Source organism: Gloeocapsa sp. DLM2.Bin57, from assembly GCA_007693955.1.
Taxonomy (GTDB): Bacteria; Cyanobacteriota; Cyanobacteriia; order Cyanobacteriales; family Gloeocapsaceae; genus Gloeocapsa.
In genome coordinates this window covers 46,274-72,556 of the sequence record RECR01000066.1, presented here as the reverse complement: position 1 = coordinate 72,556, position 26,283 = coordinate 46,274, and the positions used below count along the sequence as shown (strand labels likewise).

Annotated in this window: 21 protein-coding genes and 1 pseudogene; 11 read left to right on the top strand and 11 right to left on the bottom strand. The window is 37.8% G+C overall.

The genetic code is table 11. The features are described from left to right. Positions 1–4: 4 nt before the first annotated feature. Positions 5–844 (top strand): Photosystem II manganese-stabilizing polypeptide, encoded by an 840-nt coding sequence (locus EA365_08065; GenBank protein TVQ45381.1) that lies wholly within the window; start codon positions 5–7, stop codon positions 842–844. Positions 845–906: 62 nt separating this feature from the next. Here the strand turns inward: EA365_08065 and EA365_08060 are convergent, their stop codons facing one another. The 3 genes from EA365_08060 to EA365_08050 form a co-directional block, all read right to left on the bottom strand. Next, on the bottom strand, positions 907–1,299 hold the full coding sequence (locus EA365_08060) for a DUF4168 domain-containing protein (GenBank protein ID TVQ45380.1): 393 nt from the start codon (positions 1,297–1,299) through the stop codon (positions 907–909). A gap of 71 nt (positions 1,300–1,370) precedes the next feature. Beyond that, entirely contained in the window at positions 1,371–1,733 is a 363-nt protein-coding gene (locus EA365_08055; GenBank protein ID TVQ45379.1) for a ferredoxin, read from the bottom strand. 29 nt (positions 1,734–1,762) lie between these two features. Then, on the bottom strand, positions 1,763–2,908 hold the full coding sequence (locus tag EA365_08050) for a response regulator (GenBank protein TVQ45378.1): 1,146 nt from the start codon (positions 2,906–2,908) through the stop codon (positions 1,763–1,765). 165 nt (positions 2,909–3,073) lie between these two features. Here EA365_08050 and EA365_08045 point away from each other — a divergent pair, with 165 nt between their 5' ends. Beyond that, complete coding sequence (locus tag EA365_08045) at positions 3,074–3,880, top strand: sulfurtransferase (GenBank protein ID TVQ45377.1); 807 nt, start codon at positions 3,074–3,076, stop codon at positions 3,878–3,880. Here the strand turns inward: EA365_08045 and EA365_08040 are convergent. After that, on the bottom strand, positions 3,877–4,386 hold the full coding sequence (locus EA365_08040; protein TVQ45376.1) for a hypothetical protein: 510 nt from the start codon (positions 4,384–4,386) through the stop codon (positions 3,877–3,879). The two genes, EA365_08045 and EA365_08040, sit on opposite strands and share 4 nt — an antisense overlap. Positions 4,387–4,388: 2 nt before the next feature. Continuing rightward, positions 4,389–4,772: a DUF2141 domain-containing protein gene (locus EA365_08035; GenBank protein ID TVQ45375.1), complete on the bottom strand. Its 384-nt coding sequence runs from the start codon at positions 4,770–4,772 to the stop codon at positions 4,389–4,391. Positions 4,773–4,829: 57 nt separating this feature from the next. Between EA365_08035 and gatA the strand changes: the two genes are divergently transcribed. Beyond that, positions 4,830–6,275 carry an Asp-tRNA(Asn)/Glu-tRNA(Gln) amidotransferase subunit GatA gene (gatA, locus tag EA365_08030; protein ID TVQ45374.1) on the top strand — a complete coding sequence of 482 codons (1,446 nt, stop codon included), beginning with the start codon at positions 4,830–4,832 and terminating at the stop codon, positions 6,273–6,275. Continuing rightward, the gene (locus EA365_08025) at positions 6,272–8,695 is read left to right on the top strand and encodes a phospholipid carrier-dependent glycosyltransferase (GenBank protein ID TVQ45373.1); all 2,424 of its coding nucleotides are present in this window, start codon (positions 6,272–6,274) and stop codon (positions 8,693–8,695) included. Before gatA ends, EA365_08025 begins: the two co-directional genes overlap by 4 nt. Before the next feature lie 58 nt (positions 8,696–8,753). Here EA365_08025 and polA read toward each other — a convergent pair whose 3' ends face one another. Continuing rightward, a complete protein-coding gene (gene polA, locus EA365_08020) occupies positions 8,754–11,531 on the bottom strand; it encodes a DNA polymerase I (protein ID TVQ45372.1) in 2,778 nt (925 codons plus the stop codon). 515 nt (positions 11,532–12,046) lie between these two features. Between polA and glmS the strand changes: the two genes are divergently transcribed. Then, positions 12,047–13,915, top strand: coding sequence for a glutamine--fructose-6-phosphate transaminase (isomerizing) (gene glmS / locus EA365_08015; protein ID TVQ45371.1), 1,869 nt, complete (start codon positions 12,047–12,049; stop codon positions 13,913–13,915). A gap of 106 nt (positions 13,916–14,021) precedes the next feature. Here glmS and EA365_08010 read toward each other — a convergent pair whose 3' ends face one another. Further along, the gene (locus tag EA365_08010) at positions 14,022–14,573 is read right to left on the bottom strand and encodes a transposase (protein ID TVQ45370.1); all 552 of its coding nucleotides are present in this window, start codon (positions 14,571–14,573) and stop codon (positions 14,022–14,024) included. Between the two features lie 373 nt (positions 14,574–14,946). On the opposite strand from EA365_08010, the gene EA365_08005 reads away from it, so the two are divergent. Continuing rightward, positions 14,947–16,659, top strand: coding sequence for a peptide ABC transporter substrate-binding protein (locus EA365_08005; protein ID TVQ45369.1), 1,713 nt, complete (start codon positions 14,947–14,949; stop codon positions 16,657–16,659). A 72-nt stretch (positions 16,660–16,731) separates the two neighbouring features. Here the strand turns inward: EA365_08005 and EA365_08000 are convergent, their stop codons facing one another. Then, complete coding sequence (locus tag EA365_08000) at positions 16,732–17,022, bottom strand: hypothetical protein (GenBank protein ID TVQ45368.1); 291 nt, start codon at positions 17,020–17,022, stop codon at positions 16,732–16,734. A 428-nt stretch (positions 17,023–17,450) separates the two neighbouring features. Here EA365_08000 and EA365_07995 point away from each other — a divergent pair, with 428 nt between their 5' ends. Both EA365_07995 and EA365_07990 read left to right on the top strand, forming a co-directional pair. Beyond that, positions 17,451–17,891, top strand: a complete 441-nt coding sequence (locus EA365_07995; protein ID TVQ45367.1) for a DUF393 domain-containing protein — start codon at positions 17,451–17,453, stop codon at positions 17,889–17,891. Between the two features lie 7 nt (positions 17,892–17,898). Further along, positions 17,899–19,242, top strand: coding sequence for a cytochrome P450 (locus EA365_07990; protein TVQ45366.1), 1,344 nt, complete (start codon positions 17,899–17,901; stop codon positions 19,240–19,242). On the opposite strand, the gene EA365_07985 is transcribed toward EA365_07990, so the two are convergent. Both EA365_07985 and EA365_07980 read right to left on the bottom strand, forming a co-directional pair. Continuing rightward, positions 19,225–19,992 (bottom strand): ABC transporter ATP-binding protein, encoded by a 768-nt coding sequence (locus tag EA365_07985; protein ID TVQ45365.1) that lies wholly within the window; start codon positions 19,990–19,992, stop codon positions 19,225–19,227. The two genes, EA365_07990 and EA365_07985, sit on opposite strands and share 18 nt — an antisense overlap. Next, a complete protein-coding gene (locus tag EA365_07980; protein TVQ45364.1) occupies positions 19,989–21,125 on the bottom strand; it encodes a branched-chain amino acid ABC transporter permease in 1,137 nt (378 codons plus the stop codon). Before EA365_07980 ends, EA365_07985 begins: the two co-directional genes overlap by 4 nt. Positions 21,126–21,247: 122 nt before the next feature. On the opposite strand from EA365_07980, the gene EA365_07975 reads away from it, so the two are divergent. Together EA365_07975 and EA365_07970 are read left to right on the top strand one after the other, a co-directional pair. Then, positions 21,248–22,957 carry an HlyD family efflux transporter periplasmic adaptor subunit gene (locus tag EA365_07975; GenBank protein ID TVQ45363.1) on the top strand — a complete coding sequence of 570 codons (1,710 nt, stop codon included), beginning with the start codon at positions 21,248–21,250 and terminating at the stop codon, positions 22,955–22,957. 191 nt (positions 22,958–23,148) lie between these two features. Next, positions 23,149–24,920, top strand: a pseudogene (locus EA365_07970) (IS1634 family transposase). A 90-nt stretch (positions 24,921–25,010) separates the two neighbouring features. On the opposite strand, the gene tnpA reads toward EA365_07970, so the two are convergent. Next, on the bottom strand, positions 25,011–25,421 hold the full coding sequence (gene tnpA, locus EA365_07965) for an IS200/IS605 family transposase (GenBank protein ID TVQ45362.1): 411 nt from the start codon (positions 25,419–25,421) through the stop codon (positions 25,011–25,013). A 179-nt stretch (positions 25,422–25,600) separates the two neighbouring features. On the opposite strand from tnpA, the gene EA365_07960 reads away from it, so the two are divergent. Further along, on the top strand, positions 25,601–25,870 hold the full coding sequence (locus EA365_07960) for a hypothetical protein (protein TVQ45361.1): 270 nt from the start codon (positions 25,601–25,603) through the stop codon (positions 25,868–25,870). The last annotated feature ends 413 nt before the right edge of the window (positions 25,871–26,283 follow it).

The window sequence follows — 26,283 nt, the reverse complement described above, 5'->3', positions numbered from 1 at the left end:
AAACATGAAATACCGTGGCTTGATTACCACTTTTTTACTGGTGATATGTTTTGGGTTGATCTCTGCTTGCTCTGACGCACCAGATACTACTGTTTTTAACAGAGAAGATTACACATACGATCAGATTGTTAATACAGGATTAGCCAATAAATGTCCCGAACTTCCCGAAAGCGCGCGGGGATCTCTTCCTATTAAAGCTAACGAGACTTACGCCTTTGAAGAGTTATGTATCGAACCTCAAAAATACGCCGTTAAAGAAGAAAGCGGAATTAAGCGTAAAGAAGCTGAATTTATCTCGGCTAAAGCTTTAACTCGCTATACTTCTAGTTTGGAACAAATTAACGGTACAATCAAAGTAAGTGACAATGGTGTATTAACCCTCAAAGAAGATAGCGGCATTGACTTCCAAGCAGTTACTGTTCAACTACCAGGTGGAGAACAAGTACCCTTTTTATTCACCGTTAAACAATTAGTAGCTCAGACTGAACCAGGTTTTAGCAGTATTAACACCTCTACCAACTTTAAAGGAAAGTTTAACGTTCCCTCCTATCGTGGTAACGTTTTCCTAGATCCTAAAGGTCGTGGTGCAGCTAGTGGTTATGAAAACGCTGTAGCGCTTCCTTCTCAAGCTGATAGCGAAGAGTTCCTAGCGTCTAACATCAAACGCTTAGATAAAGGAAAAGGAGAAATCTCTCTATCTATCACTAAAATCGATAGTGAAACTGGAGAAATCGCTGGTCTTTTTGAGAGTATTCAGCCCTCTGATACTGATTTAGGAGCAAAAGAAGCAGTAGATGTAAAAATTAAGGGTACTTTTTACGCTCGTATTAAATCACAAGCTTAGTCACCTTTTTACCAACTGAATTGGGAATCTAGGTTGGGTTTAATCATTATTAGACTCAACCTTTATTGTAAACTTCTCATAACATCTAGTAGTTTTTGCTCTAACTCTTGATCTTGTCTAACCTGTTGGGTAATCTGGTTAAACTGCTCCACAGTCATACCCGTATCTTTAACGATATTTTCGGAAGTTTGACAATAGATTATCGCTATTTGAGCTGCATCTTCTGGAAGACTATTATAGCTACTCGGTTGATTACAGACTATGTCTGGGGGATTCTCCCCCATAATCTGTTGAATTTCAGCATAAGCTTGCTGACGATTAGATTCAATCTGCATTACTGCTTGAGCGTAATTACTAATCTGTTCATCACTCAGGGTTTGAGCTCTAACTACTCCACCACAGAGAGTGATTACAGTGGTGAGTAGAGTTAAATGATAGAGTTTACGTAAGTACATACATCTAAAACTTGAGAGACAATATAATCATTATTGATGGTTTTTTGGTTAAATAAGTTCCTGATTATTGATTAATCTTCGTCTAAAGGAAGACCAAAACGCACTTTACCCCTACCAAAGTAGCGACCAAACTGTAACTCATAGACCTCATCTTCTGCTTGAGTTTCCACTACTAAATCAGAACAAGCATAACTGACGCATAATAAAGCGTAACCTTGTTTTTGTAAGTCTGGAGATAATCCCATCGCTTCGGGTTGTGCTAATGTACCTGAAAGGATTTTAACCGCACAAGTTGTACAAGCGCCATTACGACAGGAAAAAGGTAGTTGATAACCCTGCGCTTCCGCACTTTGGAGAATATAGCGATCGCTACTAACGGTAAAGTTGTAGATTTCTTGTTGATGATGAACAGTAACTTGATATTGCTCAGACATTGGTTTATTAAGATTATTTAAGTTATATTTTACCTGAAATCTACCTGCATAATAGACAAATCATCAGCAAAATCATCACCACCATTAATGATGCGAACTTGTGCGAGCAAATCATCTAGATTACACTTAGAACAGTATTGATAGCGCAATAGACTAATAAATTGCTTCAAGTTCCAGAATTCCCCTGGGTTGCGATCAATCTCATAAATACCATCACTAAACACATATAATCTAGATTGAGGAGTAATCACACAAGTTTCTTGACGATATTCTGATTCGGGAAAAAAACCAATACTAGCACCACGAGTAATTAAATGTTTTTCTACCACACTACCATAATCATCAGTAGCAATGAGTACAGCAGGTGGATGGCCGGCGCTAGCATAAACTAAACTATGATTTTTACGGTTATAAACCCCATACCAAATCGTGAAAGATTGTTGATTATGTTCACTCATGGGAAAAGAGCGATTTAAACCCGCTAAAACCTCCCGAGGATAATAAAAATTAACCTGATTCAAACTTTGAGAACGTAATAGATTCAAAATAGAAACAGAAGGAAAAGCAGCTTTAATACCATGTCCTTCCACATCGAGTAAATAAATAGCTAAATGATCTTGATCAAGCCAATAATAGTCAAAACCATCCCCACCCAATTGACGGGAAGGAATAAAATGAGAATCAATATCAATATATTGACAATGAAGAGGTTTTGGTAAGATAGAGCTAACATATTCTGCAGCGTCTTCTAATTCTGCTTCTAGATGTCTTTTCTCCTGTTGTAGTGCTTGATAGAGACTATAAACCCTGACACCTGCTCTTACCCTAGCTTTTAACTCATGATGTTTGCGCATCACCGATTTAGACAAAAAGTCATCACAACCCCCATCTAAACCAGTGACTTTATTTTCCTCATTAGACTCTGCTGAAGTTAACAGAATAAAAAAAGTTGCTGAAAGTTGAGGATTACATTTAATTTTACTACAAACATCTAGACCACTCATCCCTGGCATTTTCCAATCACAGATAATTAAAGCAGGTTGATATTGGTAAGCTAAATCTATCCCTTCTTGACCACTACTAGCTACCAAAATCTCATACCCATCAGGAGCTAGAATCCTCCTTAAGATTACCTGTATGCTTGGATCATCATCAATAATTAAAATAGTCGTCATAAAGACAAGGTGGTTACTGCTGCTAATTGGCGATTACATTGATTTAGGTTGACTAAAATATTATATTATCAGGTAATATAGTTTGATAATATTGTTGTCCTTGAAAAAATATATCTAAATATAACGATTCTAGCTATTATACTCAAAGTTAACACTGAAGATCTTATGATTACTAATAGCCAATGGCTTCTCGAAAATCTTGATAACCCTAATTTAATTATTATTGACTGTCGTTTTCGTTTAAGTGATCCTGCTTGGGGCTATCAACAATACTTGTTGAGTCATTTACCCCAAGCTTATTACTTGGACTTAGATTTAGACCTTTCGGGGAAATTAGCTACACATGGTGGACGTCATCCCCTTCCCGATGCTGCTGTTTTTACTGAAAAGTTAAACAAGATAGGGGTAAATTCTGCTAGTATTATTGTAGCTTATGACGATAATAGGTTTGCTTTTGCAGCTCGTCTTTGGTGGCTTTTACGCTATTTTGGACATCAACAAGTAATGGTTTTAGATGGTGGCTTCTCAGCTTGGGTAAGTTCGGGTTATCCTGTAACCTCAGACATTCCCCTACCTAAACAGGGCAATTTTTCCCCTATCCCTCAATTAGAGAAAATAGCTACTAGGGAAGAACTCATCACTAGTGAAAACACCCCTGAGATAGTTTTAATCGATTCTCGTGCAAGCGATCGCTATTTAGGTAAACGAGAACCCCTCGACCCTGTAGCTGGTCATATTCCAGGAGCAATTAATTTCCCTTGGTTAGATGTTTCTACTTCTGAGGGTTATTTTCTCTCATCGGCAGATCAAGAGCAAATCTGGCAAAAACTCCCACCTCATGACTCAATTATCGTTTATTGTGGCTCGGGAGTGACCGCTTGTGTTAATCTTTTATCTCTAGACTCTTTGGGTATTACCAATACAAAATTATATCTAGGTGGTTGGAGTGATTGGTGTTCTTATTTAATTTAAATTGCTTCGGCTTTTTCGACAAACCTCTCGTCAGCTCTGAGGGTTAACTTCAAAGCTTGTCCAGATTGGGCAGCCCTTACCGCTTGACGATAGACGGGATAATGGGTAGGAAGAGTTACATAACTACTTCCCTGTCTGTAACTAATAGTATAATCAACCTGTCGCAACATCTCAGGTGGGCTATGTCTTTCTCCCGTTTTTTGTAGATCCTCGACTTCATCGATGGTAGGTTTAGGGGGTATTCTTGGCCACCATAAACCCTGATTATCTGCGTCTCCAAAAGCATCAGGGGGACGTTCTCCGTTAATATTTTCTAAAGAAGCACTGCTAAACTCTTCCCAACGAGATCGCGATGGTCGATCATTGCTACCGATATAATATTCTACTCTCCAGGTTAGGCTAGTAGTAGCAACAGCCTCATATTCGTCAATAATTAATCTGGTACAACTATTGAGAACAATTGCTAAACAAAAAGTGATCAGAGTTAAACATAGATTTTTAAACATATCTAAATCAAGTATTTAATCTTAATAGCTATGGTACTTTGTTCAGGAGTAAAATCAAATTTCATCGCTTCATAATCAGGACCACCTTTCCAAATGCTAGGATTATTAGAAAAGCCCATACCTTCTTTAGGAATACCTAGAAAATTAGTATTGAGTTGAAAATCCTCATTTTCGTCGTGAAAAACAGCGATCGCATAACTCCCATAGGGAAGTTCACTAAAAGTTAGATTTTGAGGATCATCAACCAACAACAGACAGGAACTTCTAATCGGTTGTAGATTACTTTTATCATTATAAGAGTCTGGATTATCGAATAAAGCGACACAAAGGTTACCCTTAATCTTGCGAAAACCAGAAACTTCAACGGTTAAGATATTAGTGACCATTTACCTAGAGCTATATAATCAAACAGGGCAATTCTAACATTTTTTCTAAAGAGCAATATGACATCTATTCGTGAATTACATCAACAACTAGTAAACAAGGAACGTTCAGCAGTAGAAATTACTACAGAATATTTAGAGAGAATTGACGCGGTAGAAGGGAAAGTCAAGAGTTTTTTAACGGTCACGAGCGATCGCGCTTTAACCCAAGCTAAAGTAGTAGATGAGAAAATCGCCCAAGGTGAAGCAATTGGATTATTAGAAGGGATTCCTATTGCTATTAAAGATAATATCTGTACCCAAGGGATAACCACTACTTGTGCTTCACAGATTCTCGCTAACTTTGTACCTCCCTATGAATCTACAGTCACCCAAAAATTAGCGGATTTAGGGACAATTTTACTAGGTAAAACTAATCTAGATGAATTTGCTATGGGTAGTTCTACAGAAAATTCAGCCTATCAAGTTACCGCTAATCCCTGGGATTTATCCCGTGTTCCGGGGGGATCTTCGGGGGGTTCAGCAGCAGCGGTAGCCGCCTCAGAATGCGTTGTGGCTTTAGGTTCAGACACGGGTGGTTCGATTCGTCAACCTGCTTCTTTTTGTGGCGTGGTGGGCTTAAAACCTACCTATGGGTTAGTATCTCGTTATGGGTTGGTAGCTTATGCGTCTTCTTTGGATCAAATTGGACCATTGAGTCAAACTGTGGAAGATACTGCTATTATACTCAAAGCGATCGCAGGTCATGATCCTAAAGATTCTACTAGTTTACGGTTGGAAATTCCTGACTATCCTAGTTTACTCAAACCCGAATTACCCAAGGTCAAAATAGGTATCATCGAGGAAACCTTTGGAGAGGGATTAAACCCTGAAGTAGAGACAGCGATAAAAGCGGCGATTCAACAATGGGAAAATCTCGGCGCGACGGTAACCACGGTATCTTGTCCCCGTTTTCGTTACGGGTTACCCGCTTATTATATCATCGCTCCTAGTGAAGCTTCCGCTAATTTAGCTCGTTACGACGCGGTTAAATATGGTTTACGTCAAGAAGCAGAAAATCTCTTATCGATGTACACTAAAACTCGTTCCCAAGGATTTGGTACAGAAGTAAAACGTCGGATTATGTTAGGAACTTATGCTCTCTCTGCGGGTTATTATGATGCTTATTATCTCAAAGCCCAAAAAGTGAGAACATTGATTAAACAGGATTTTGAGCAAGCTTTTGAGACTGTAGATATTTTAGTTTCTCCTACTGCTCCTGTGACTGCGTTTAAAGCGGGAGAAAAAACCGCTGATCCTCTGAGTATGTATTTACTGGATTTAATGACTATTTCGGTTAATTTAGCAGGTTTACCCGCTTTGAGTCTTCCCTGTGGTTTTGATGCTCAAGGTTTACCCATTGGTGTACAGTTAATCGGGAATGTCTTAAGTGAAAGTTTATTATTACAAACCGCTTATGCCTATGAACAGAGTACAATATGGCATAAAAAAACGCCGAGTCTATGATTAAGCAATACCCAAGAGTAATATTAGCCCTCATTTGGTTACTAGGGGCGATCGTCGATCGCCTTTGGTTAAGCTTAGATAGTACTGTACCTGCTTGGGACCAAAGTGAGTACCTTAATGGTGCAATTAGATATTATCAAGCTTTACAATCTCCCCTGTGGTTTAGCCTCGATTGGTGGCGAGAATTATGGTTATTATCACCAAAAGTACCGCCTTTTACCTATCTGATGGCTACTCCTGTACTTAATATTTGGGGAACTAGTGTAGAAGCTGCTACTATTTTAATGCTTTTTTGTAGCGCTATCTTGATTTACTGTGTTTATATTCTAGGAAAATTACTATTTTCTCCTGGGGTAGGATTATTAGGGGCGATCATCTGTCTATTATTACCAGGATTATATATTTATCGTCTCGAATTTCTTCTAGATTATCCTCTGACGATGATCGTTACTCTCAGTTTTACCGTTTTAACTGTGTGGAGAGAGAAACAGACTTATCTGTGGATGATAATTTGGGGTGTATCCTTTGGGTTAGCGATGTTAACGAAACAACCAGCGCTGTTTTTTCTATTGATTCCCTATCTCTGGTTAGTAGGAAGTAGCATTAAACAAAGAAAGTGGTCAGCTTTGCTCCAATTATTACTAGGATGGGGAATAGGGATGGCGGTTTTATTTCCCTGGTATCGTACTAATTGGTTATTGATGCTAACTTCAGGAAAAAGGGCTACCATTGACAGTGCGATCGCTGAAGGAGATCCCCCCCTCAATACTCTAGCTGCGTGGACTTTTTACCTAGAAATCTCGCCCTATTTACTCTCTTGGGTATTGATAGTTGTTCCCTTATTGGGTTTAATTATCTATGGTTGGCGCAATCGGACTCTTAAAAAGAACAATCTAGTTTGGTTACTAGTATTTCTAGTGGGGGGTTATTTACTCTCCTCTGTTAATCTCAATAAAGATGCTCGCTACATTCTCCCTTTGTTACCCGTATTGTCTATCCTCTTAGCAGTAGGTTTACTCTCCTGGAAGGGAAGATGGGGTTATCAAGTACGCGTAGCGACTATCTCGGTGAGTATTGTTTTAATGTTAGCTCATTTATTTCCCTTGGGGTTATCTCCTCTACGCCATGCTTTAACCCCTGGTAGAGATAATTTTCCCTATCAGGGTGCACAATGGCCCCATAATGAGGTTATTGCTACTATTAATCAAACTTCTCCTTATCTGCATTCTACTTTAGGGGTTTTACCCTCTACTCCCGAGATTAATCAACATAATTTCTCTTTTTATGGCGCACAGTTGGAGTTTCCTGTATCTGGACGTCAAGTAGGAGTCAGAAAAGCAGAGGTTGTCTCAGACGCTAACTCCCTAGATTGGTTTGTGACGAAAACTAAAGGACAGGGTTCTGTACCCCCCGCTCAAGGTATGATTGTAGAATTAGTAGAAAATGAGCCTAATTTTAGCTTAGAAAAAGCTTGGCAATTACCCGATCAAAGTATTTTACATCTCTATCACCGCGAACCACCTAGTTTAAGGGTTACACCCACAACAACCACTGCTGAGATCGTTACTCTAGACGCTGTAAGTATTCCTGAGAGTTTCCCTCCTGGAATACCTATACCTGTTACCTATGAGTGGTCCGGTTCGGATCAACAACTTAAACAGGGTATCGTGTTATTAACTTGGGTAAATATTGACCCGAATCAGGGTGATTCTTTCTGGATTCATGACCATGGTTTAGGTATGGGTAGGTTAAATTGGGGTAATTCTAGTGGAGACTTTACCGTAATAGAAAGAACCGCTACTTTTCCTCCTGCTGAATTAATACCTGGTGATTATCGTTTAGAAGCTATTTATCTTAATCGTGACACTAATCAAACCTACTCTATCTCTGTACCTGATATCATTGTTACTGTTGATCCTAATGCTCAATCAACTATCGCTCCTGAGTTAGATTTACCTACCCAATTGCGTCTAGCAGCTCCTGATTTAGCTAAAGGTATCGATGGTTTAGAGCCAATTTTTGCCCTAACTGCAAGGATTAATCAGTATGATCCTCGTTTAGATTATCTCTCTCAATTAGAAAAGTCTTTAGAATATCGCTTATCTACGACTGATTCCTTAGATTGGACATACGCTTTAGCTTTAGCTAATGTTCTCCAACAAGATGTAACTCAGGCTAGATTAGCTGTGCAACGCTTAATTAAATTAGATCCTGACAATCCCTATCATCATGCTTATTTAGCTTTTATCTATCTCTATGATTGGAATCCTACCCCCGCAGCTGTGGCTATTAACCAAGCGATCGCCTTGAATCCTGATGTTCCTGAATTTACTATTCTCAGAGGTCTTACTTATCTATTTCGTGGTCGTTTCTTCTTAGCTTGGCAGGATTTAAAATCTCTGGTAAGCAATGGGGAATAGGTTCGAGAGGGGGGAGTGTCAACACTAACCGAGCAGTATTGCTTTGTGTTTGACATTTTCAAGTCTTGAAATCCATCCAATTCTTACTCCCATGAATATTTACTACTAAAGGAATTGATAACTTAACTACGTTTTCCATAGTTGATTTAAGTTGTGGTTGTAACTCTTCCCATTCTTGTCGGGGTACTTCTAAAATTAATTCATCATGAACTTGTAATAATAATTGTCCTTGATAATTAGCTAAGATTTTGTCGAGATTAATCATCGCCATTTTAATAATATCAGCACTTGAACCCTGAATAGGTGCATTAGCTGCAGCCCTGAGTAACTGATTATCAGCGTAGTTAATCTTTAGTTGATCTAGATTAATTAAATTAGCAGGTGTACCCCGTAATTGTTGCAGATCATCACTACTAAAATTAAAATAGCGTCTTCTTCCTAAAATAGTAGTAACATAACCAGAGGCGATCGCTTGTTTTTTCACAGTCTCTAAATAAGTAAAAACCCGAGAATATCTTTGACGATATCTATCAATAAATTGTTTACCCTCTGAGGCGCTAACTCCTGCTTCTTTAGCGAATTTTTGCGCACCCATACCATAAATTACCCCAAAATTAATAATCTTACCTAAACGTCTTTCTTCTGGACTAATATCGGGTTTTTCTAATAAAATTTGTGCTGTTAAAGTATGGACATCTTGATTATTTTGATAAGCTTCGACTAAGAGAGTTTCTTGACTTAAATGGGCGAGTATTCTTAACTCTATTTGGGAATAATCTGCACTTACTAATAACCAATCCCTTTGGGGTATAAACGCGCGACGAATTTGACGAGAAAAAGCGGTACGAATAGGGATATTTTGTAAATTAGGATTAGAAGAAGATAATCTACCTGTAGAGGTCTTAGTTTGATTAAAGTTAGTATGTACACGTCCTGTATCTTTTCTAACTAGTAATGGTAAGGCGTCAACGTAGGTAGATTTAAGTTTAGCTAGGGTACGATAACTCAAAATTTGGTCTATAATTGGATGGTCACCTTGTAACTTTTCTAAAGTAGCATGGTCTGTAGAATAACCCGTTTTAGTTTTACGAGATTTACGACGATCTAACCCTAGATTATCAAATAAAATTGTTTCTAATTGTCTAGGAGAATCTAGATTAAATTCTTGTTTAGCGAGTAAATAAGCTTCTTTTTGAATTGTGCTTAATTCTGAGTCTAGTTGTTGAGAGAATTCTTGTAAATAAGGGATATCTAAACTGATTCCTTGGTACTCCATCTCTGCTAGAATTGGCTCTAAGGGAAGTTCTACTTCTAGTAAGAGTTTATTTAACTCGGGAATAGCGGCTAATTCTTGTTGCAAAATAGGAAAAAGAGCTAAGGTTGTATAAGCGTCCATTCCACAATATTCTGCTACCGTGGCTATATTTAAACTGGCGATGTTTTCTCCCTTGGGGATATTTAAATCTTGATAACTTTTCGATTCTAGGTTAGTTAAATACTTTTGGGTGAGACTTTTGAGGCTATGACTTTGTTCAGAATTAAGTACATAACTAGCTAACATTGTATCAAAGACAACCCCAGCTAATTTAATTCCCTGGGTTAAGAAGACTTTGCGATCGAATTTAGCGTTGTGGAAAACTTTAGAGTAATCTCGATTAGTTAAAATAGTCTCTAGGGATGATAATACCTCATTCAATGGTAATTGTTTACCCTGAAGATGTCCTAGGGGAATATAAGCTACTTGATCTAGTTTATTTCCCCAACAACAACCAATCCCTACTAATTTAGCATCCCTAGGCTCTAAAGAAGTGGTTTCTGTATCCCAAGCTATTGGATGTTCAATTGTCGTTAATATTTCTCTTAATTGGGTTAATTTTTCCTGAGTATCAATAATTTGGGGTTGAATAACTGGTTGGTTGGGAAATAATTCTAGTTGTGTTGGATTTCCTGTTACCTGTAATTGGTTTAACTTACTACGAAAGGTATTTAATTCTAGTTTAGACAGTAAAGGTTCAATTTTACGCCAATCGAATCCTTGTAAACCACAACTTTCTAAGTTAATATCTAAGGGAACGTCTAAGATTATTTGTGCAAGTTTTTGAGAGTGATAAGCATCTGCTTGACCTGCAATCAGTTTTTTAGCGAATTTATCAGGTATTTGGTCTAAATTAGCGTATATTTGCTCTAAACTACCATATTCGGTTAATAACTTAACCGTGGTTTTTTCCCCAATACCTTTTACTCCAGGAATATTATCAGATTTATCACCACATAAAGCCTTATAGTCAACTATTTGCTCAGGAGTAACTCCGAGTTTTTCGATGACTTCCTCGGGATGAAATTCAGCATAATTAACGGTTTTAATCGTACTGCGATGGAGATAAAGTACAGAGATACCTTGTTTACGATTGACGAGTTGGAATAAATCGCGATCGCCTGTCATGATTTTAACCTGAAAACCCTCTTGAGACGCTTTTTGAGCTAAAGTAGCCAGAACATCATCAGCTTCGTAACCAATGGCAGTAACTATAGTAAAATTTAAATTAGAGAGTAACTCCTGTAAATTAGCTAAATCCACCAAAAGATCAGGAGGTGGTGCTTCTCGATCTGCTTTATAATTTTGATCAGCTTGATGACGAAAAGTCGGCTCAGCTAAATCAAAAGCGATCGCCACATAGTCAGGTTTTTCTGCTTCGAGCACTTGTAACAAAGAATTAACAAAACCAAAACAGACACTAGTAGGAATACCCGTAGAAGTGCGCAACCCTCCCGAGGTAGCAAAAGCATAATAAGCGCGAAAAGCTAAAGAATGACCATCAACCAGCAAAAATACCATTTGAAAACACCCCTACTATCAAGGTGAGGGGATTCTGAACCACCATTACTAGCAGTTCCCTACTCTTTTAAAAGGTTTGCTAGGCTGACCGTGCAACCACTAGTCATACTTCCATCTATTGCTAGACACCTTGCCAATTCAAGGTTAGCCGTTACTTTCTGAGGGACTCTCAGTAGATAGCCGTTAACGCTATACACCAATACTAGCACAAAGCTGTCTGTTCAGGACAGGGTTTTAGACCCATTTTTTTGATAAATATTTGTAAAATTTACCCGAAAAAAGAGATAATATCTTCTTTATCCATGATAGGTTATTAATCATGAACAATAGAGCTTGTAATTTTCGCTCTAAATTCCCTCATCTGTGATCATCAGAAGTGGGATAATAATTGTTAGGAGTCCAACTCGCTTGTTTATGATTTATCCGCCAATTTTGGCGGTTTTAGTTTATTAAAACATAGTTTTTGATAGAATAGTGCTTTCGTTAAATCAAAGCAATATCATAAAAATTATCTTATGTGTGGAATTGTCGGTTATGTAGGTACTCAAGAAGCCACAAATATTTTAATCAATGGATTAGAAAGATTAGAATATCGGGGTTATGATTCAGCAGGGCTAGCAACGGTTAACCAAAGTGAATTACATTGTATTCGTGCTCAAGGTAAACTATTCAATCTACGTCAGAAGTTAACAACAGAAATAAATCCCTCTCAAATTGGTATAGCTCACACCCGTTGGGCTACTCATGGAGTACCAGCAGAACATAACGCTCATCCCCACAGAGATATGTATAATCGGGTAGCGGTGGTGCAAAATGGGATTATCGAAAATTATCAAGAAATTAAAACTGAGTTAATTAATCAAGGGTATCAATTTACCTCAGAAACAGATACAGAAGTCATCCCCCAACTTTTATCTAGCTATCTACCTGACAACCCCGAAGGAGATGATTTTTTAATTGCGGTACAAAAAACTGTTAATCGCTTACAGGGTGCTTTTGCTTTAGGGATTCTTTGTGCTGATTATAGCGATGAAATAATTATAGTGCGCAATCAAGCACCTTTAGTCATAGGTTTTGGTCAAGGTGAGTTCTTTTGTGCTTCAGATGTTACTGCAATAGTTCCCTACACCTCCACGGTTTTATACTTAGAAAATGGCGAAATAGCTCGTTTAACCCCCATTGGCGTAGAATTATACGATTTTGCTTTAAAACGCTTACGCAGATTCCCCCGCAATCTAGATTTAACCCATGTAAGTGTGGATAAAGATGGCTTTAAGCATTTTATGCTCAAAGAGATTCACGAGCAACCTATAGTTATTCAATCCTGCTTAGACCATTATCTCAATAGTGACACAGAAGGTAACCCCATTTCTTTAAATTTAGATCCCCAAATATATAATAATACCCAACAGATTTTAATTTTAGGATGTGGCACAAGTTGGCACGCAGGTTTAGTGGGAAAATATCTCTTAGAACAATTAGCAGGTATTCCTACTTCAGTACAGTACGCTTCAGAATTTCGCTACGCTCCCTCACCAATTCTCCCTAATACTTTAACCATTGGCGTAACTCAATCAGGAGAAACAGCCGATACTTTAGCTGCTTTAGAAATGGAAAAACAACGCTATTTGAACTTAAGTAAAGAAGGAAAATTTAAAATCTTAGGGATTACTAGTCGTCCTGAAAGTACTCTCGCTCAAGTAGTTGAACAAATTATTAATACCCATGGAGGGATTGAAATTGGCGTAGCTTCTACCAAAAGTTTTATCGCTCAACTAATGAGTTTTTATCTTTTAGCCTTAGATTTTGCTTCCCGTAGAGGTACTTTATCTGGAGAAAAAATTAACAGCATTATTCAAGATTTACGTCAACTTCCTAGTCAAATCGAAGCAATTATTAAGGAACAAAATAGTAAAATTGAAGCAATTGCTCATGAATTTGGCGAAACCCAAGATTTCATTTTTATCGGCAGAGGAGTTAATTTTCCTATAGCTTTAGAAGGAGCACTCAAATTAAAAGAAATCAGCTATATTCACGCTGAGGGATATCCCGCGGGTGAAATGAAACATGGACCGATTGCTCTATTAGATGCTAAAGTACCTGTAGTGGCGATCGCTGTACCAGGAGAAGTCCACGATAAAGTCTTATCTAATGCTCAAGAAGCCAAAGCCAGAGATGCTCGCTTAATTGGGATATGTTCCTTAGAAGACCAAACAGCTAGCAATACCTTCAATGATATCTTATTTGTTCCCAAGGTAGAAGAGTTATTGTCTCCAATTCTGACTGTAGTTCCCTTGCAATTACTTGCTTATCATATCGCAGCGATTAAAGGTTTAGACGTAGATCAACCCAGAAACTTAGCTAAAAGCGTAACAGTTGAGTAGTTTTTAGGTTTTTATTAACATATGTGTAATGCAACTAATTTATTTTTAGCCAAAACTAATTACTTTTGAGATGCGTTACGCTAACGCTAACACATCCAACAAATTGTTATTCTTGACCTATATTATCAGGTATTATTATATGCTCATTTCTTCCCCAATCAGGGGGATATACCCCTTCTAAAATCAAGCGATGAAGACTCGAATAAGACCAATCTTGAGGCGAATCACATAACCCATGATTCACAGGATTATAATGAATATAATCAGAATGTAAAGCAAAATCTCGCTCATCTCTAATACAATGTTCCCAAAAACGACGTTGCCAAAGATTACTTTCTCCTCGCTTTTGTCGAGACAAAGAAACCCCTAAATCAATCCCTAATTGATCCCGATAATGTTTGGTTACATAAGTTTTAATTAATCGTAACCTAACTGATATATTTTTATCATGTTCGGGTAATGTCCAAAGACCATGAAAATGATCAGGTAACAACACAAAAGCATCAATAGAAAATGGATATTTTTCTCGTACTTTTTCGATCGCTTCTCTTAATCCTTTTCGTCCAATTTCAGAACATAACCATTTTTGGCGATGGTAAGTGACTTGGGTAATAAAATATGTCCCCCCAGATACATATAATCTTCGATAATTGGGCATTTGGCTAGTCAATTACGTTTAAGATGCGTTCCTACATTTTAGCTTCTCTTGTAGGGTGCATTAACGTAAGTGTAATGCACCTAGTTTATTATCCTCCAAGCCTAATTAATCTAATCTCCCCTAATTAGACATTTGACTAATCAAGTTAAACTTGAAATGCGTTACGCTAGCGCTAACACATCCTACATTTAAACGTACGTATAATGCTCCTAATTTATTGAACGAATTGCACCCCTTTGAGGGAATAAAAATCTATTGTCTTCCAAACCTAATTACTTTTAAAATGCGTTACGCTAGCGCTAACACATCCAACAAATTGAAAATTTTTGCTCCTTTTGTCTAATTCAGAGAATCAATAATAAACAGAAATCTGATGTTGAAGAATATTTGGCTATTTTTACTTTCTTTGGTTATAAGCATTTCTTTTGCCGCTTGCACTTCTGATCCACCTATTACTGAAACAACCAATACTGATGATGGTGTACTTAGACTATTATATTGGCAAGCTCCAACTATTCTTAACCCCCATCTTTCCACTGGATTTAAAGATTATGAAGCTGGTAGAATTACTCTAGAGCCTTTAGCTAGTTTTAATCAACAGGGAGAATTAGTCTTATTTTTAGCAGCAGAAATCCCTAGTCTCGAAAATGGACAAGTAGCAGCTGACGGAAAATCTGTTACCTGGAAACTCAAAGAGAATCTTAAATGGTCTGATGGTGAACCCTTCACAGCTGCTGACGTAGTCTTTACCTATGATTATATAAGTAATCCAGAAGTGGGTTCAAGCAACGCAGGAACTTATGAAGTAGTGGAAAGCGTGGAAGCGATCGACGATTATACCGTTAAGGTGAATTTCAAAAACGTTAATCCTGCTTGGTTTGCTGTGTTTGTTGGTACAGAAGGTATGATTTTACCTCGTCATCAATTCGCTGATTATAACGGTAATAACGCTCGTCAAGCACCAGGGAATCAATTACCAGTGGGAACAGGTCCATATCGCGTAGTAGAATTTAAACCAGGTGATACGGTTATTTATGAACCTAATTCGGAGTTTCGTAACCCTGACATCGTCGCTTTTCAACGGGTGGATCTCAAAGGGGGAGGAGATGCAACCTCAGCCGCAAGAGCAGTCTTACAAACTCAAGAGGCTGACTATGCTTATAATTTACAAGTAGAAGCTAACGTTTTAAATCAGTTAGTAGCCGTAGGACAGGGTCAAATTTTATCTAGTTTCGGTGCTTTGATGGAACGAATCTTGATTAATCATACTGATCCTAATCAAGTAACCGCTACAGGAGAGAGGTCTAGTTTAGAGTTTCCTCATCCTTTTTTTAGTGATGTCAAAGTACGTCAAGCTTTTAATTTAGCAGTCGATCGCCAACTCATCGCCGAACAACTTTATGGAGTCACAGGAAAACCCACAGCTAATGTTTTAGTCGCTCCAGAAGAGTATAATTCTCTTAATACTAATTATGAGTTTAATTTAGCTCAAGCTAGTCAATTACTCGATGAAGCGGGTTGGGTAGATACTAATAATAATGGCATACGCGATCGCGATGGACAAGAAATGAACATACTCTTTCAAACCTCTGTTAATCCCTTGCGTCAAAAAACCCAACAAATCGTTAAACAAGCTTTACAAGAGATTGGTGTAGAAGTAGAGTTAAAAAGCATCGATCCTAGTGTTTTCTTTTCTGGTGATCCCGCTAATAACGATACCATTGAAAGGTTTCACGCAGACATCCAAATGTACACTACTGGCAACACTAACCCAGATCCTACTGCTTATCTCCAGAGTTTTACCTGTAGTGCTATTCCTCAACAGTCTAACAATTGGAGTGGTAATAATACCTCTCGCTATTGTAATCCCGACTACGATCAATTATGGCAACAATCAGCCCAAGAATTAGATCCTGACACAAGAAAACAAATACTAATCCAGATGAATGATTTACTAGTTCAAGAAGCTGTACTTATCCCCATGGTACATCGTGCTGACGTTATTGCTATTAGTAATAGTCTTCAGGGAGTTGAGTTAACACCTTGGGATTTAAGAACTTGGAATATTCAAAATTGGCGTAGATAGTTAATTTACAAGCAAAAATTGCACCCTTAGTAAGAAGTGCAATCTAGTTTATGTTAAATTTTGACTGAAAAATTAGGCGATATGGTAGGAATCTACTGGTTGATAAGTTTTTGATTCATTAAGTTTTTTTTGTGCTTGAATTGTTTCTTGTTTACCTTCAGATATATTTAAAGAATTTTCCAATAAAACAATATCTTGTATTTTTTCCCAAGGGGTTACAAAAGGAGGAAGAGCAAAAGAACAAGACTTCCAATTAGCTTGAACCTCTACTCCTAATTGATTACATAGACCACCGCGACGTCCTTCAGGACAGTAATGACGACAATAGCGACAAGCAGAAGTGATTCGATGTGGCTCGTTCATGAAGGTGGACCTCTCTTAAAGTGGAGAATGATTATAAGCTTGTCTATAGCAAGTTTCTTATTATTTAATTATCACTGATCGCTTGTGCTGTAATTATTGGGTTAAAGCCTAGATACAGTATGGTTTTGAGTGATCCCAAAATATACTCAGAACTTTAGAATCTTTTAATAATGCCTTTACAAAGGTACATATAAAATGATTAACTACTCATTTTTATCACTTTGAAAAAATTTGATATATCAGAGAATATTGCTTAAAAACCAATGGGGATCAACTTTAAAGTGGCTATGATTGTGTCAAGACAATTATTAAAAAAAAAGTTAACAAAACCTTAAAACAGGAATTTAGTTAAATCTAAGACAATTTAGGGTTGGTCTTGCCTAAAGCTATTTACAATTGTTAATATAATCAAGAGTTAAGTAAAAAAGATGGTTAAAAATAATTGGCAAATCAAACTGCTATACGATGGAGAATGTCCACTCTGTCTAAGAGAGGTTAAATTTCTCCAAAGCAAAGACAATGGGAGAGGATTAATCGCTTTTGTAGATATTAGCGATCGCAACTACTCACCAGCAGAAAACAATGATATCGACTTCGCCACAGCTATGGGAACAATCCACGCCATTTTACCAGATGGAACAGTAATCACCAATTTAGAGGTATTCAGGCGAGTATATACCATTTTAGGCATGGGGTGGTTATATAGCTTTACCAAATTACCAATCATCGGACCAATCGCCGAAGCTATTTATCAAGTTTGGGCAAAATGGCGCTTAAAAATCACAGGGAGAGCAACTCTAGAAGAAATTATCGCTGAACGAGAAAAAACCCTCAACTGTACAGAAACCCAACGTTGTCGAATCAACTAGAGTAATTATGCTAACCATCTCAGGACCAAAAAACCCCCAATTCTTACAGGTAGCCAACTGGATTTTAGATCCCGTTAATTATTTAAACAAAACCTCTCAAGAATATCCCGACTTATTCCAAACTAAAGTAATACCATCAGCGGATAACGTTATCTTTGTCAGTAATCCCAAAATATTGCAACAGATTCTTACCAACGATCGCCAACAGTTTATAGCTTCAGCAGAAGGAAATAAAATTCTTTCCACCCTACTAGGGAATTATTCCGTCATTATGTTAGACGGCGATCGACATAAACAGCGACGACAATTATTAATGCCTCCTTTTCACGGACAACAGATTAATAATTACGCTAACACCATCACTCGGATTACTAGAGAAATTATGGATAGAGCACCCGTAAACCAAGTGGTAGAAGCCCGCAGCCTCACCCAAGCCATCACCATGAATGTGATTATGGAGGCTGTCTTTGGTCTTAGTAGTGGAGAGAGGTACAACAAACTCAAAAGCTTATTAACCTCACTTTTAGATATATTCCGTGTCCCCGCCAAAGTCGCTTTTTTAGTCTTTCCCAGTTTACAAAAAGACTTAGGTAAATGGAGTCCTTGGGGTAATTTTCTCGCCCTTAAAGCAGAGATTGACGAGCAGATCTATGCTGAAATCCTCGAACGTCGCCAACTACCCCCCAGGGATGATATTCTCTCCCTATTGCTTTCAGCTCAAGACGCAGAAGGTAACCCCTTAACTGATGAAGAATTGCGCGACGAACTGATTACCCTATTATTCGCAGGACACGAAACAACCGCTACTGCTTTAGCATGGGGTATTTATTGGACACATCATTTACCCGAAGTAAAAGCTAAAATCCTGTTAGAATTAGCTAGTTTAGCAGATTGCGAACCCACAGCAATCACTCGTTTATCCTATTTAAGCGCTGTTTGTCAGGAAACTTTGCGCATTTACCCAGTAGCTATGGTTACTTTTCCGAGGATTGTCCAAACAGACACCGAAATAGACGGTTACTTTTTCCCCGCTCATAGTACCATTATGGGTTGTATTTACCAAACCCATCACCGTGAGGATATTTATCCCAATCCAGACAGTTTTAAACCCGATCGCTTCTTAGAAAAACAGTTCTCCCCCTATGAATTTTTACCCTTTGGTGGGGGTGTTCGTCGTTGTCTTGGGGAAGTTTTAGCCCTATTTGAGTTTAAGTTAGCTTTAGCCGAAATAATTTCTAATTACAACATAGTTTTAGCCGACAGCAAACCTGAAAAACCGCAAAGACGAGGACTTACCCTCGCACCTGCTCGCGGTGTTCCCATTATGATTAAATCAAGTAATGTCACCTAAATAAGCTTCCAAAACCTCAGAATTACTTTGAATCTCAGCAGGAGTACCATCAGCCAGATTTTTTCCCTCAGCTAAAACCCAAATATGCTCACATAAAGACATCACCACGTCCATATTGTGTTCAATAATTAAGAAAGAAATACCTTGGTTATTCCAGTTCACGATATGTTCGCAAATTTCCTCAATCAAAGCGGGGTTAACTCCTGCAGCAGGTTCATCTAGTAAGATTAACTTAGGTTGAACCATGACTGCTCTAGCCATTTCTAACAATTTCCGCTGACCACCAGAAAGAGAACCCGCGTAATCATTAGCTTTAGCGCTTAAACCAACCTCAGAGAGGATTGCTAAGGCTTTTTCTCGGTTAATACGCTCTTCTTGTCTAATTTGTCCTTGTGTAAACCAAATTTTAACTAAATTCTCCCCAGTTTGTTTTTGGGGAGCTAATAACATATTTTCTAATACCGAGAGACGAGATAAAACTCGGGGAACTTGAAAAGTACGTACACAACCTCTTTGCGCAATTTTATGAGGTTTGAGTTTCTCAATAGATTTACCATCAAAGATAACTTTACCCGCGTCAGGAGTAATAAAATTAGATAATAGATTAAATAAAGTACTTTTTCCTGCACCATTAGGACCGATTAAACCAGTAATCCTTCCTTTGGTTACAGTAATATTAGCTTGATCTACAGCCCTAATTCCACCAAAGTTTTTCGATAGTTGTGAAGCTAATAATAAAGGTTCGCTCATTTATTTAAGGTTAATTCTTGTTTTTTACCTAGAATACCCTGGGGTTGCCATAACATTAAACCCATCAGAATAATACCAATCAGCATAATTCTCACTGCTCCTTGTTGGGAGGGTTGAAGTATTCCTAATTCACTAGAAGTTAAATAACGAGTTAGTGGTTCAAAAGTAACCCAAAACAAAATTGCTCCTAAAATCGTACCCAGGTTATTTCCAGCTCCACCTAAAACAACTATCATCCAAGTGTTAAAGGTAATAATTGGTTCAAAATTATCAGGATAAACGCTAAATTGCCAAGCGTAAAATGCTCCCGCTATACCTCCGATCGCTCCTCCTAGAATAAAGGATTGTAATTTATACCAAAAGACGTTTTTTCCTAATGCTTTGGCTACTTCTTCATCTTCTCTAATCGCTTTGAGAATTCTTCCCCAGGGCGATCGCACTAAAAACTCTAATCCCCAATACATCAAAGCTAAGACAATCAAACTCAAAAACATCAAACCTACTTTAGCGTTATAATTAGCAAAAGCAATTAAACCAATAATATAAGTCAAGATAATTAAACCACTCCCGACTACTCCTCCTATCCCTAGGCTTATTTTCTGCCAGATTTTAGCCTCTTTGCGCCAGTTTTTCCGCAATTGTCGCCATAATTGCCACATTCCTATAATAGCGATAACAGTCAAAATAGCACTCATAGACCATTGCTGCATTAAACTAGATTCAATCTTTTCTAAAGGACGAGGATAGACTTGAATACCCGCAGATCCCCTAGTTAACCAAGCTTCATTTTTAGCGATTAACCTAACTACCTCTGATGTACCAATGGTCATAATTGCTAGATAATCTTCTCTAAGTCTGAGGGTGGATAAGCCAATTAATAACCCCAATAAAGCAGCTAAAATCCCTCCTGCTATTACCGCTAAAATTAAAGGTACACCAGCAAGACTTAACAAGACTGTTGTATAAACCCCAATCGTCATGAAAGCTACGTGACCGAAATTAATCAACCCCGTAAAACCCCATTGTAGATTTAAACCCAAAGCGAAAATAGCGTATAAAGCTATATTAATAATTAGGAAAACCCCATAACCAATCGGTATCCCTAAAAATGAATCTACCTCATTAAAAATCATCTTCTCTAATTGGCTTAATATTTAATAATTGTTAATTATAGAAAATTTTCAGTTTAAGCAAGAAAACTTTTGTTACAAAAAAGCTAGAATCAAATCAAACTAACCTAAGATAGATAAGAACAATGACAAGTAGTAACGGCAATACACCAGGAACCAACGGCAATGGTAAAGCCAATAAAAAAATTAGCTTAGGGATACCCAAACCCAAACCTCAATCAGAATTAAGTAAATTTGAACAGAAGGTAATTCTTAAACAGACACCAGTATGGTCGAGAGCAGCAGCTTGGACGATCGTCGGGGTCTCAGGATTTAGTATATTATGGGCATCAGTAGCTAGAATAGAACAAGTAGTAAACGCAAGAGGTCAACTAGAGCCAGTAGGAAGAGTACAAGAAGTTAGACCACCAGTTAACGGCGTAGTTAAAGAAGTTTTAGTTCAAGATGGCGAAAAGGTTGTTCAAGGACAAGAGTTGATTATCTTTGATACTAGTACTTCTGAAGCAGAATTAGCAGCACTGCAAAATATTTTAGCTTCTCTAACTCAAGAAAACCAATTCTACCGCACATTATTAAATAACTCTCTCTCAACCGTAGAATTAGAAAGGGAGATCGCCGAGTTAGATATACCACCAGAAATAGCCTCTTTAGCTCGTCATTTAATCGAATTAGACAACGAAAATAAAGTACTCAATTTCTATCTCTATCCCGAAGCCGAATTAGAAACAGGATTAACCCCCACTGATCAAGCTAGATTAAACGCTATTAGATCCGAATATGACTCCCGTCGAGAAGCATCTGATTTAGAAAAACAAAAACTAGAAAAACAACTAGCCCAAAATGAACTACAATTAGCCGATACACAAGCCAAACTAGCCACAGATCAACAAGTCTTAGCTGAAATTAAAGAACGCAACGAAACAGCGATCGTCGCAGCTGAAGAAAGCTTATCGATTGATCAAGGTATTGTCAGAGATATCGAACCACTTGTAGATGAAGGTGCTTTAGCTAGATTACAACTAGAACAACAGAGACAAAGAGTCAACGATCGCTCGCGGGAATTAATCCAACAAAGAGCCAACGGCAACGTAGAATATAACAATCAACAACAACAAGTACAAACTCGTCTAGCCGAAATCGACCAACTACTCCAAGAACAACAAAGATTACAATTAAATATCAATCAAGCTCAAGCCGAATTAAACAACGTTACCGCACTCAGAGACAGAGACATTAGACAGCAAATAGCCACCAATACTCAAAGAAAAGCCGAAATCGAAAGTCAATTGATGAAGCTAGTGGTAGAAAACGATAAACGCATAGCTGAGACTACCAGTCAAATCAGTCGCGCTGAACAAACCCTAACCTATCAAGTATTGCGTGCGCCTGTAGCAGGTACAGTATTTGACTTACAAGCATTTCCAGGTTTTGTTCCCCAACCTAGTCAAGCCGAATCACTGTTAAAAATCGTCCCTGATGATCATCTCATTGCCAAAGTCTATATCAGTAACAAAGATATTGGTTTTGTTCAAGAAAACATGAACACTGACGTTAGAATTGATTCTTTTCCCTATAGTGAATTTGGGGATATCAAAGGAGAAGTGATTTGGATAGGATCTGACGCTTTACCACCAGATCAATTTAATCAATTTTATCGCTTCCCCGCCATAATCAAATTAGACGCACAATACCTAACCATCAACTCTCGGGATATCCAATTACAATCAGGTATGTCAGTGAGTGTTAACATCAAAATTCGCGAAAATCGTACAGTGTTAAGCCTCTTAACCGAACTATTTACCGAGAAAACCGAAAGTCTCAAAAAAGTACGTTAAAAATTTAACACGTGAGCGAGAAGTCCCCAGTGCTGTTAAGCCTGGGGATGAAAGCGAACACCTTGTATCGGAACTTCCCCCTGAGAAAAAAGCAAGAAACGGCTGAAAAGATTGTCGATTGAGTTTGTACCCATGTAAATTTAAGATTTTCTTAAGATTTGTGGATTAAGAAAAATGTTAAAATTGTAGACATGTACATAGAAAGAGTTCCCAATCGTAATTCTCCTCCTGCCATATTACTTCGCGAATCCTATCGCGAGGGAGATCAGGTTCGCAAAAGAACCATAGCCAATCTTTCTCAACTACCAGATGATGTCATTGAAAATCTCAAAGCAGCTCTTAAAGGTGGTAAGGTTATAGATAATATTGAGTCAGTATTGAAGGTAAAAAGAAGTCTACCACATGGTCATGTAGCAGCGATATTAGGAACAATCAAAAAGATAGGATTAGAGCCAATAATAGAAAGCGAAAATAACAAGAGAAACGCAATCATAAAAAGTTTAATTACCGCCAGAATTATTGACCCAAAATCTAAGCTAGCCACGAGTCGAGGGTTAAGAAGAGAAACGGCTAACAGTAGCTTGGGCAAAATACTGAACTTAGAAAAAGTAACAGAAGATGATTTGTATGAAGCCTTAGATTGGTTAGGAGACTCTCAAGAAGCAATAGAAGAAAAATTGGCAGCAAAAGAATTAAGAGAAGGTTCACTAGTACTATATGACCTCACATCAACTTATTTAGAAGGAGAGGCATGTAATTTAGGAGAATATGGCTATAGCAGAGATAAGAAAAGAGGATATACTCAAATAGTATTTGGCTTGATTTGTAACAGTCAAGGATGTCCTGTTGCAGTAGAAGTGTTTCCAGGAAATACGAATGATGCCACCACAGTAAAAGCACAAATAGAAAAAGTAAGAAACAGATTTGGACTCTCTTGTGTAGTGTGGGTAGGAGATAAAGGAATGCTCACTAGTTTAGTTATCAAAGAGGAATTAATGAACAGTGAAGGTATCGATTGGATAACCACATTGAGAAAAAATCAAATCAAGCAACTAGTTGAAAGACAAGAAATACAGCTTGGACTATTTGATGAGAGAAACATAGTCGAGATTGAATCGGAAGAATATCCAGGGGAAAGACTAGTGGTGTGTAAAAATCCTCTATTAGCGGCAAGGAATCAACACAAAAGAGAAGAACTAATCAAAGCCACAACTATTGAATTAGATAAAATAGTAGCGGCAACTCAAAGAGAAAAAAGAGCCTTATTTGGTCAAGATAAAATCGGGTTAAGAGTAGGTAAAGTAATTAATAAATATAAAGTAGGCAAATACTTTGAGTTAGAAATTACTGAGAATAGTTTCAATTATTGCCTAAAACAAGAAATAAAAAAAGCCGACGAGATTATGGATGGACTATACACGATTAGAACCTCAGTTAAAGCCGAAAATATGTCCCCAATTGAGACAGTCAAAGCCTATAAACAATTAGCCAAAGTTGAGCAAGCATTTCGCTCCTTGAAGAGTATAGATTTAAAAATAAGACCAATTTATCATTATCGTGACCATCGAGTTAAAGCACATATTTTCTTATGTATGTTATCTTATTATGTAGAGTGGTATATGAAGCGGTCTGCCCGCAGGGCAGCGCTACGCGAGCGCTCACAAGTTTATTATTTGAAGAAGAGCCAGAAGAATTAAGTCTTGATGAAAGTCGAGTGCTGAAATATGAAGCTAATTCTAAAACGAAAAGAAAGAGTAGAACAAAAAGAAATGAACTAAATGAACCTGTGCATAGTTTTCGGACTTTACTTAATGATTTAGGTACAATCTGTTTAAATACTATTGAGGTAATCGCTGTTGGTCAATCTGCGGTGTTTGAAAAGATTACAGAATTTACTAAACTACAACAGAAAGCGATGGATTTGCTCGAAGTTGGCCACTTTTGTACCCATGTAAATTGCTAACGCACCGCGAAGCGGATCTCTTCGAGATCGCTCTTCAAACTCAGACACAGCATAGATTTCTATTTTTGTCAAAAGGGAAGTTCCGTTGTATTAGTACTCTACACTTTGATTTTGTATATATTTTTTGAGAACATCTAAACTAACCCCACCACTAGAAGAAACAAAATAGGAGCTTGACCAAAACACAGGCTTCCAATAGTAATGGTTTACGTGCTCTTCAAATTCTTTTCTAATGACCATACTTGATGCAGACTTAAGAGACTTTATCAAAGTTGAAATATTATTGTTAGGCGCTAAATTAACCAACAAATGGCAATGGTCTGACTCACCATTAAATTCTACCAGTAGCGAATTATTGCGAGAGCAAACATCCTCAAATATAGTCTTAAGCCTATCCATTATCTCAGGTGTAATTACTTTCCTCCTGTATTTAGTCACTAGTACTATGTGTAAGTGAATACAAAAAACAGCATGAGAACTTTTTCTTAATTGGCTTGACATTTACCTAAGTGAATATACTATAATAAGTTAAGTCTAGCAAAGGGGGCAGGAACTGTCCTCTCTAGATGCAGAGTCACCTAGCTCTACTTTATACGGAAGTATGAAGCAACTAGGGGCGTTGAAGCGTCAGAAACCGCGTCACGATAGTGCACGGTAGTTCATGTCTAGCAAAAAACCTTATGGCTATCAAGCAAGTTATTTTTCAGCTATACCCAAATAAAGCTCAGGAAGCAAAATTACATTATTGGCGTAAGCTTCATTGCTTGCTATATAATGCTGCTGTTGCCAACCGTAAGACCCAATATCAAAAATTTGGACGCAGTGTTGATTATTTTGAACAACAAAATTGTTTACCTGAGTTTAAAAAGGTGTGGGTAGAGTATGCTGAGCTTGGTAGTCAAGCATTGCAAGCTACTCTTAAGCGGTGCGAGTCGTTCTCGTTGAAATAGGATAAAACCTTATAAAACGAGGCAAGGGAAATCAATAATGAACCTTGACAACTGAAATTTCCATGTAGGTGACTGAATTCTACCGAGTATATACGGAGACAGTAGAAGATTTAATCTTAAAAGAGGAAGACCTACCCACTTAATGCTGGTGGAAAAGCATAGAGCGCCTCCTATAGAAATGTAGAGAGGAGACCCTCAACACATAAACGATGACGACGTATGGAGTTGAAGCAGGGCTAAAAGCTAGACTGAGGCAAAGTATAACCTTGCGCCGGAAGAATAGTAAGCATGTAATTTATAATCGAGCGGGACTAAGATAGTATCAAGGAAGCGGAACTCGTGGGTTAGGAAACAAATTATCGCTAGAAGCATCGTAAGTTAACAGTCAGGGAGATATATAGGTTAAGTTCCTG